This is a genomic window from Allobosea sp. P1_A7 (assembly GCF_056406775.1).
Map to the genome: position 1 here is coordinate 1 of NZ_JBFTZN010000310.1, position 8,759 is coordinate 8,759.

Sequence of the window (8,759 nt, forward strand, 5' to 3'; positions counted from 1 at the left end):
GCCCTTGAGCACGCGTGTATAGCGATCGCGCATCTCGGCGGTCGGGGTACCGACTGCAATGGTGCGGGTGATATCGGTGGTGCCGTCCTCGTACTGCGCTCCGGAATCGACCAGGAAGATGCCGGGTTCGAGCCGGCGATTGCTGGATTCCGTGACGCGATAATGGGGCAGGGCGGCGTTGGGGCCGGCGCCGGCGATGGTGGTGAAGGAGACGTCCTTGAGCAGGCCGGTTTTCAGGCGTTCGGATTCCAGTGCGGCGACCGCGTCGATCTCGGTGAGGTTGCCCTTCGGCGCCTCGCGCGCGAGCCATGACAGATAGCGCACCACGGCGGCCCCATCGCGCAGATGCGCGGCGCGCGCCCCGTTGAGCTCGGCTTCGTTCTTCCTTGCCTTCATCAATGCGATCGGGTCGGCGCCGGCATCGGGCGTGCCACCGGCATCGCGGATCAGGGTGGCGAGTGCGGAGGCGGCCGTCGCCTGATCGAGCCGGACCTTGGCCCTGGCCTTGCCGAGCGCCTCGAGTTGCCTTTCGAGTGATGCAGGTGGGGCGATCTCACCGACCGCACCGATGGCGTCGCCAGCCTCGTTCGTGATCTTCTCGGGTGCAAGGAAGACGGTCGGACGCCCCTCGCGTGGGACGATGCCATAGCCCAGCGGCAGGGGCGTGTGCTCGACGTCACCGCCGCGGATATTGAAGGTCCAGGCGAGGGCATGCGGGTCGGAAATGACCAATGCGTCGACCTTGGCCTTGGTCAGCGCTTCCTGGATGCGTGCAAGTTTGCTGGCGGTGGTCWCACCGGCATAGTCGCCGCGATGGGCCTTGACCGCGGCGGCTGGAGGAGCCGGGCGATCGCTCCAGAGGGCGTCGATCGGGTTCCGCGAAACGGCGGTCAGTGTGCCGCCGGATGCCGCGACCGCCTTCTCGAGCTTGGCGACGCCATCGACGGTGTGCAGCCAGGGATCGTAGCCCAGCCTCGCCCCTGCAGGCAGGTTCGCTTCGATCCAGCGTTCGAGCGGGGTCTCTTCCATCTTCACCGGCGCCACGACCTGCGTGTCGGTCTGCTCGGCCGATTGGATGGTGTAACGGCCGTCGACGATCAGGGCTGCCTTGTCTGCCAGCACGACGGCATTGCCGGCTGAGCCGGTGAAGCCGGTGAGCCAGGCGAGCCGCGCCATATGGGCCGGAACATATTCACCCTGATGCTCGTCCGCGCGCGGCACGATGAACCCGTCCAGGCCTTGGGCAGCGAGCGCCTTGCGCAGGGCCGCGACGCGGGGCGCGACTTCGGCGGGATTGCTCGGTTCGGAAAAGGACTGGAAGCGGCAGGTCGACAAATTGTGCGCGGGCGATTCGGTCATGGCGGGTCCAAACATGGCGATACCCGCCATCGTCGCGTCAGAACCGGCGGAAGGCCAGCGCAAATGCGACATCCTTGCCTGCTTTGTCGGTAGGCCCTGATAGCCGACGTTTTGGGCGTTCTGCCTCGTCGCTATGCGGTGGGCGTCAAATGTTAATGAAAATTTGGGGTACGCATGCGTCATGCGCATATCTCGCATCTGCGAAATCATCTTCTCGCAAATGCGAAGAAGTACCACTTTGGTTGCATAAGAGAACGAGGAAGCGACCGGGACTGTCCTTCGTTTGGAATGAGGAGATGGACCTGTGACCTATGTATTGAATGCGACCGAAGCCCTGCCTGCCGCCAAAGTCATGAACACGGCGGGTCTGAGCTTCTGGCAGCGCCTCTATGTCGCAATGATCGAAAGCCGTCGCCGCTCCGCCATCCGTGAGCTGCGCGCGCGCTCCTACCTCGTCAACGAGGCGGAGATCGTGCTCGGCGGCTTTCCGCAAACGGCGCTGAAGAACGACGCCGCGCTTCCGTTCAACCGCTGATCTTTAGCGCCGCGCCCGAAGAGGCCGCCCGCGCTCCAAAAAGGACCAAGACCATGATCGCCATCGTCAAGCACGTCTTCGAATGGGTCGTCGATACGGCCAAGTTCACCGCCGCCGTCTGGCATGACGCTCGCGCCCTGCAGGCCGAGGCGGAACAGAAGTACGGCCACATCGCCTTCTGAGCCTGAGCTCGAAGCGACAACACCCTCTTTGGGTGGCTGGCCTAGTAAGGGCGGCGCGGTCTTGGGGCAGCCCGGAGAGGATCAGGGTTCCATCCCGCGCCAGCACGCGCGCGAGCGACGGGGCGAGACGCTTCAGCGGGCCGGCCAGAATATTGGCGAACACCAGATCGAAATGGCCGGGCCGGTTTGCCTTGGCGTGGAGCAGGCCGGGCGCGACATAGAGATCGAGCGCCCCTGGCGCGTGGTTGACGCGGGCATTGCGCGCTGCGACCTCGACTGCGACGGCATCGATATCGCCGGCGACGACGCGGCGCTTCGTCTGCATCGCGAGCGCGAGCCCCAGAATCCCGGTGCCGGTGCCGACATCCAGGCCGCGCGGCGGGCGGCGCTTCTTGAGTTCGGCATCAAGCGCCAGCAGGCAGCCGGCGGTGGTGCCGTGATGGCCGGTGCCGAAGGCGAGCGCCGCCTCGATCTCGATCGCGACATCATTCACCCGCACCGTGCCGCGGTCATGCGCGCCATGGACGAGCACGCGCCCGGCCCGCACGGGCTTGAGCCCGTCGAGGCTGGTGGCGACCCAATCCTTCTGGTTGACGGTGGTGAAGGGGGTTGAATCGATGCTGTCGCCGACGATCGGGCGCAGCATGTCACGCACCGCGTCTTCATCGGGATGGGTCGCGAAATAAATCTCGACCTTCCACGGCGCGCTGAGCGAGAGCGTGGTGACGCCGTCCTCGATCTCGAAGGAGGAAATGGCCGTCTCGGTCGGATCGAAGATCTCGCCGAGCAGTTCCGTCAGCGCGCGCGCCTTGTCGCCGCTGGTTGAGAGTTCGAGCACGGTCGCGACCGTGGCTGGGAGAAGACCTTCACGCATGCGGGCGGGATAGCAGGGGCGGGGGCGGATGTCATGCGCCGTCGGCAGGGGCGGCGAGGTCCTTGGTCATGAAATAGCGGGTCGCTCCGGGCGGTTCGAGCGCGATCTCACCGAAGACGCTCCAGCCAAAGCGCTTGTAGAACTCCGGCGCCTGGAAGCTGAGCGTGTAGAGCACAGCCTTGCGGCAACCTCGGCGAAAACCCTCGGCCTCTGCCATCTGCAGAATGCGGGTGCCGAGGCCCGACCCGCGCTGGGTCTTGGGCACATAGAACAGGTCGATGAAGAGCAGGCCGAGCGAGGTGCGACCGAGCAGTCCGCCAATCAGTTCATCACTCCTGCTGTCCTTGATGGTGATCGTCAGTGGCCTGTGGTCGCTGACGCCGCCCATCTCGACATTGTAGTCCCGCAGACCCTGCGAGATCACCGCGTGGAGATCGGGATTGGCGGTGTCGGTCAGATTGACCGCGACGTCGGGCATCGTGCTGATCCTGCTGGCTTGGAGCCGGCATTTCTGCGGAACCGGCCCGGGGCAATCCGGGCCTGCATAACCGCTTCGGCGATGCTCTGCATCGGCGCGCCGGACATGACGGCTGCGCTTGCTCAGCCCGCCTTCTGCACGAACGAGTCCAGCACCATCTTCCGGCCCGCCTTGTCGAAATCGACGGTCAGCTTGTTACCGTCGACGCTGGCGACGGAGCCCGGGCCGAACTTGATATGGAAGACACGGGCGCCGGCATCGAATGCGGAGCTGCCGGTCGATTTCGCCGTCAACTCGCCCTCGATCAGCAGTGGGCCGCGCTGGCGGCCCGAGCCCGAGCCACCCTGGCCGAAACCACGGCCGCCGTTGTCCGAGAAGCCTGAGCCGCCACCATTCCGCGCACGATTCTCCTGAGCGCGCTGCCAGCCTGGTGTCTGGTAGGACGAGCCGAAGCTTTCCATGCGGTCGAAGCGCGAGGCGCCGTAGCCGCCCTGGCTATAGGTAGACGGCGCCTGCACGACCTCGACATGCTCCTCCGGCAACTCGTCGATGAAGCGGCTCGGCAGGCTCGATTGCCAAAGGCCGTGAATCCGGCGGTTCGAGGCGAAGAGGAGCTTCAGGCGCTTGCGGGCCCGGGTCAGGCCGACATGGGCGAGGCGGCGCTCTTCTTCCAGCCCGGCGCGGCCGCTTTCGTCGAGCGCGCGCTGGTTCGGGAACAGGCCTTCCTCCCAGCCGGGCAGGAAGACAGTATCGAATTCGAGCCCCTTGGCCGCGTGCAGTGTCATGATGCTGACGCGCGCCCCGGCCTCGCCACCATCGGCATCCATCACCAGCGAGACGTGCTCAAGGAAGGCCGGCAGGTCTGGGAACTCGTCCAGAGAGCGCACCAGTTCCTTGAGGTTCTCGAGGCGGCCGGCGGCATCGGCGGAGCGATCCTTCTGCCACATCTCGGTATAGCCGGATTCCTCCAGCACCTGCTCGGCAAGCTCGCCCTGCTTCATGTGTTCGGCCTTGGTCGACCAGCGGGCAAAGGCCTCGACCAGTTCGCGCAGCGCGGTGCGGGCCTTCGGCTTCAGTTCCTCGGTCTCGACCACGGCACGGGCCGATTGCAGCAGCGACAGGCCGGTTGCCCGGGCGTGGTTGTGGAGAAGCTGGACCGTCGCGTCGCCGAGCCCGCGCTTCGGCACATTGACGATGCGCTCGAAGGCGAGATCGTCGGTCTGGCTCACCACGCAGCGCAGATAGGCCATGGCGTCGCGGATTTCGGCCCGCTCATAGAAGCGTGGACCGCCGATGACGCGATAGGGCACGCCGACATGGACGAAGCGCTCCTCGATCTCGCGCATCTGGGCGGAGATACGGACAAGGATGGCGACCTCGGCAAGGTTTTCGCCCTTGCTCTGCATCGCCTCGATCTCGTCGCTGATCAGGCGGGCTTCCTCCTGGCTGTCCCAGGCGCCGGTGATCGTGACCTTCTCCCCGGCTTCGTCCTCGGTGCGCAATGTCTTGCCGAGCCGGCCTTCGTTGCGGGCAATCAGTTTTGAGGCGGTGGCGAGGATATGCCCGGTCGAGCGGTAGTTCCGTTCCAGCCTGACCACGACCGCGCCGGGAAAATCATGCTCGAAGCGCAGGATGTTGTCGACCTCGGCGCCGCGCCAGCCATAGATCGACTGGTCGTCGTCGCCGACACAGGCGATGTTGCGCCGGCCCTGCGCCAGCAGGCGCAGCCAGAGATACTGGGCGGTGTTGGTGTCCTGATATTCGTCGACCAGGATGTAGCGGAAGCGCTCATGATAGGTCGCGAGCACATCGGCATGCTCCCGGAACAGCGTCAGGCAGTGCAGCAGCAGATCGCCGAAATCGACTGCGTTCAGCGTCTTCAGCCGCTCCTGATAAGCGGCATAAAGGGCGCCGCCCTTGCCTCCGGCGAAGACGCCGGCTTCGCCCGGCGGCACGTCCTTGGGGGCGAGCCCGCGGTTCTTCCAGCTGTCGATAAAGCCCGCCAGCATGCGGCCGGGCCAGCGCTTCTCGTCGATCCCGGCGGCCGTGATGACCTGCTTCATCAGGCGGATCTGGTCGTCGGTATCGAGAATGGTGAAGTCCGAGCGCAGATCGAGGAGTTCGGCATGGCGGCGCAGGATCTTGGCCGAGATCGAGTGGAAGGTGCCGAGCCACGGCATGCCTTCGGCCACGGGGCCGACGAGGCTTGCGATGCGCTCCTTCATCTCGCGCGCTGCCTTGTTGGTGAAGGTCACCGAGAGGATCTGGGACGGGTAGGCGCGGTTTGTGGCGATCAGATGGGCGATGCGCGTGGTCAGCACACGGGTCTTGCCGGTGCCGGCGCCTGCCAGGACCAGAACAGGGCCATCCGTGGCCTCGACCGCTTGCCGCTGCTCCGGGTTGAGGCCTGCCAGATAGCCTGCCGCCGGCTGTGCGGCGGCGCGGGCGGCGAGGCCGCCGGGGCGGGGCAGAGGGGCGGACGTGGTGTGATCGGACAAGGCTTCAGGTCGCTTTGATCGTGATTCGTTCCAGAGGCAATATAGGCTGTTGCGCCGCAGATTGCTGGATAAGGCTGTTGGGCGTTGAATGCTCGCCCGATCGTCAGGACGCGCCGCGATGAATGTGGATATCGCCTCCCGCCATTCCACCCATGAAGTGACGAACCAGGTTCCCATACTGTGCGATTACGACGCCTTCGCGGCTGATCCCGTGTTGCAGRCGGCGACCACAGCCTTCGATGCAGGCTGGGCCTCGGAGCGCCTGCACGCGGCAGGGCGGGTTGTCGGCTCGGCGCAGGTGCAGGACCTGGCGCGACTGGCGAACAGGTTCACGCCCGAACTCAGGACCCATGATCGGTTCGGCAACCGCATCGACCAGATCGAGTTCCATCCGGCCTGGCACGAATTGATGGGGCTCGCGATCGGACAGGAGACCCATTCGCTCGCATGGAACAGGCCGGGCCCGGGCGCACAGGTCGCGCGTGCTGCGCTCTCCTATCTCTGGAGCCAGGGCGAAAGCGGCATCTGCTGCCCGATCAGCATGACCTATGCCGCGATCCCGGTCCTGAGGCAGGAGCCCGACCTCTGGAGCAAGTGGGGCGCCCTGGTCAACTCCAACCGCTATGACCGCCGCCAGATAACCGCCTCCGCCAAGACAGGGGTGACCGTCGGCACGGCAATGACCGAGAAGCAGGGAGGCTCTGACCTGCGCCAGACCCAGACCATCGCCGAGGACAATGGCGACGGGACATGGTCCCTGACCGGGCACAAGTGGTTCTTCTCGGTGCCGCATTCCGACCTGTTCCTGACCTTGGCCCGAACCGCCGAGGGCATTTCCTGCTTCGTCGTGCCGGGCTGGCTGCCGGACGGCTCGCGCAACGGCGTGGCGATCCAGAGGCTCAAGGACAAATGCGGCAATCGCTCGAATGCCTCGTCCGAGGTCGAATTCCGCGGTGCGATCGGCCAGATGATCGGCGAGCCAGGCCGGGGCCTGCGCACCGGCCTGGCCATGAACCAGGGCTCCCGGCTGGACATTGCGGCGGCGTCGGCCGGTCAGATGCGGCTCGCCGTTTCGCTGGCGGCGCATCAYGCGGCTCATCGGCGCGCCTTCCAGCGTGGGCTGATCGATCAGCCGATCATGCAGAACGTGCTGGCCGATCTTGCGATCGAGGCCGAGGCTGCAGCCTGGCTCGCCTTTCGGCTGTTTGCGGCGCTCGACCGTCAGGAAACGAGCGAGAGCGACCGGTTGCTGGCGCGGATCGGCGCGCCGATTGCGAAATACTGGGTCTCGAAGCGCGCACCGGCGGTGGTGGTCGAGGCACTGGAATGCCATGGTGGCAACGGCTTCATCGAGGAAAACCCGATGGCCCGGCTCTATCGGGAGGCGCCGCTCAACAGCGTCTGGGAGGGCTCGGGCAACGTCATTTGTCTCGATGTGCTGCGCTCGCTCGAGCGAGAGCCGGGCTCTCTCGTGGCGCTGATCGAGGAGATGCGACGCGCGGCCGGCGCCAACAAACGCTTCGATGCGCATTTGAGCGCGCTGGAGTCGGAGATACCCGCTCTGGTGCGAAGCGAAGGACAGGCGCGGCGGCTGGTCGAGCGGCTGGCGCTGGCGCTGCAGGCCTCGCTGCTGCTGCGCCACGCACCTCACGTGGTCGCAGACGCCTTCATGGCGACGCGGCTCGAGGGGCGCTGGTCGGGCCATTTCGGCGATTTGCCGGCGTCCGTGGATGCTGCCGCGCTGGCGCATCGGGCAGTCCCGGCGGTGGAATAGCACTCACGCGTTTGCGCGGCCGCCCTCCCGAAGGGGAGTGCGGCCGGCCGACTGGCTCAGGCCTCGGCCGGAGCGAAATCCATCGCGACGCCATTGATGCAGTAGCGCAGTCCGGTCGGTGGCGGGCCGTCAGGGAAGACATGGCCGAGATGGCCGCCGCAGCGGGCGCAATGCACCTCGGTGCGCTGCATCATGTAGCTATTGTCCTCGCTGATACCGACCGCACCCTCCAGTGGCTGGTCGAAGCTCGGCCAGCCTGTGCCGCTCTCGARTTTCTTGCCGGACTGGAACAACGGGTTGCCGCAACCGGCGCAGGTGAAGCGCCCGGCGCGCTTCTCGAAATTCAAGGCGCAGGAGCCGGCGCGCTCGGTGCCATGCCCGCGCAGCACGTGGTACTGCTCCGGGGTCAGGCGGCGGCGCCACTCCTCGTCGGTCAGCTGGAATTCGAACTCACCGGCTTCCCTGGCCTTGCCGCCGAACAGTCCGGACAGTCCCATCGTCATTCTCCCGTTCAAAGGTTTCGGGCGGAATATGGGGATGATTGCGCTCCACGTCAGCCCGTCCTCACGGATAGCTGATCCGCAAAGTGCGTCACCCAACCGTCACGCGACTCCTCTAGTCGGCTCGCCATCGCAACGGACCGCGCGAGGAACGAAGAATGCAGACGGCGCGTACGGTTCGGCGGGAAACCACAATTGGCCTGACCACGGCGGTGCATCGCAGCAATCCGCTGTCGCGGGCGGGGATGTTGGAGCGCCTGTTCACCCTGGCCTTTTCCGGGCTCGTCTATCCGCAGATCTGGGAAGATCCGGTCGTCGACATGGAGGCGCTGGACCTGCGCCCCGATGATCATGTCGTGGCAATCGCGTCCGGCTCCTGCAATATCCTGTCCTATCTCACAGCCAACCCGGCGAAGATCAGCGCTGTCGATCTGAATGGCGCCCATATCGCGCTCGGCAAGCTCAAGCTCGCCGCACTCGACGGCCTGGCAGGCCATGAGCAGTTCCTGCGCTTTTTCGGTGAGGCGCAATCGCAGGCGAATATCGCGCTCTATGACGC

The 8,759-nt window shown here is 65.8% G+C and carries 8 protein-coding genes; 3 read left to right on the forward strand and 5 right to left on the reverse strand.

Annotated features, from left to right (window positions below; all coding sequences use genetic code 11):
- Window positions 1-1,359 (reverse strand): aminopeptidase P family N-terminal domain-containing protein (locus AC1D34_RS32245; RefSeq protein ID WP_476826434.1); only part of this gene is annotated, 1,359 nt, incomplete at its 3' end.
- 304 nt (window positions 1,360-1,663) lie between these two features.
- Between AC1D34_RS32245 and AC1D34_RS32250 the strand changes: the two genes are divergently transcribed.
- Window positions 1,664-1,894 (forward strand): hypothetical protein, encoded by a 231-nt coding sequence (locus AC1D34_RS32250; RefSeq protein WP_476826435.1) that lies wholly within the window; start codon window positions 1,664-1,666, stop codon window positions 1,892-1,894.
- Window positions 1,895-1,999: 105 nt separating this feature from the next.
- Here AC1D34_RS32250 and AC1D34_RS32255 read toward each other — a convergent pair whose 3' ends face one another.
- The 3 genes from AC1D34_RS32255 to AC1D34_RS32265 form a co-directional block, all read right to left on the reverse strand.
- A complete protein-coding gene (locus AC1D34_RS32255) occupies window positions 2,000-2,950 on the reverse strand; it encodes a 50S ribosomal protein L11 methyltransferase (protein WP_476826436.1) in 951 nt (316 codons plus the stop codon).
- A 31-nt stretch (window positions 2,951-2,981) separates the two neighbouring features.
- Window positions 2,982-3,428, reverse strand: a complete 447-nt coding sequence (locus AC1D34_RS32260; RefSeq protein ID WP_441489294.1) for a GNAT family N-acetyltransferase — start codon at window positions 3,426-3,428, stop codon at window positions 2,982-2,984.
- A 122-nt stretch (window positions 3,429-3,550) separates the two neighbouring features.
- Window positions 3,551-5,926, reverse strand: coding sequence for an ATP-dependent helicase (locus AC1D34_RS32265; RefSeq protein WP_441489293.1), 2,376 nt, complete (start codon window positions 5,924-5,926; stop codon window positions 3,551-3,553).
- Between the two features lie 118 nt (window positions 5,927-6,044).
- Here AC1D34_RS32265 and AC1D34_RS32270 point away from each other — a divergent pair, with 118 nt between their 5' ends.
- Window positions 6,045-7,700 carry an acyl-CoA dehydrogenase family protein gene (locus AC1D34_RS32270; RefSeq protein ID WP_476826437.1) on the forward strand — a complete coding sequence of 552 codons (1,656 nt, stop codon included), beginning with the start codon at window positions 6,045-6,047 and terminating at the stop codon, window positions 7,698-7,700.
- Between the two features lie 56 nt (window positions 7,701-7,756).
- Here the strand turns inward: AC1D34_RS32270 and msrB are convergent, their stop codons facing one another.
- The gene (gene msrB / locus AC1D34_RS32275) at window positions 7,757-8,197 is read right to left on the reverse strand and encodes a peptide-methionine (R)-S-oxide reductase MsrB (protein WP_476826438.1); all 441 of its coding nucleotides are present in this window, start codon (window positions 8,195-8,197) and stop codon (window positions 7,757-7,759) included.
- Window positions 8,198-8,358: 161 nt separating this feature from the next.
- Between msrB and AC1D34_RS32280 the strand changes: the two genes are divergently transcribed.
- Window positions 8,359-8,759, forward strand: a 401-nt coding sequence (locus tag AC1D34_RS32280) for a DUF3419 family protein (protein ID WP_476826439.1), incomplete at its 3' end; no start/stop codon positions are given.

What these genes read in the sequence shown, in the direction of transcription:
- AC1D34_RS32255 (WP_476826436.1), bottom strand. Translation starts at nt 2,950, where the DNA reads ATGCGTGAAGGTCTTCTCCCAGCCACGGTCGCGACCGTGCTCGAACTC.
- AC1D34_RS32260 (WP_441489294.1), bottom strand. Translation starts at nt 3,428, where the DNA reads ATGCCCGACGTCGCGGTCAATCTGACCGACACCGCCAATCCCGATCTC.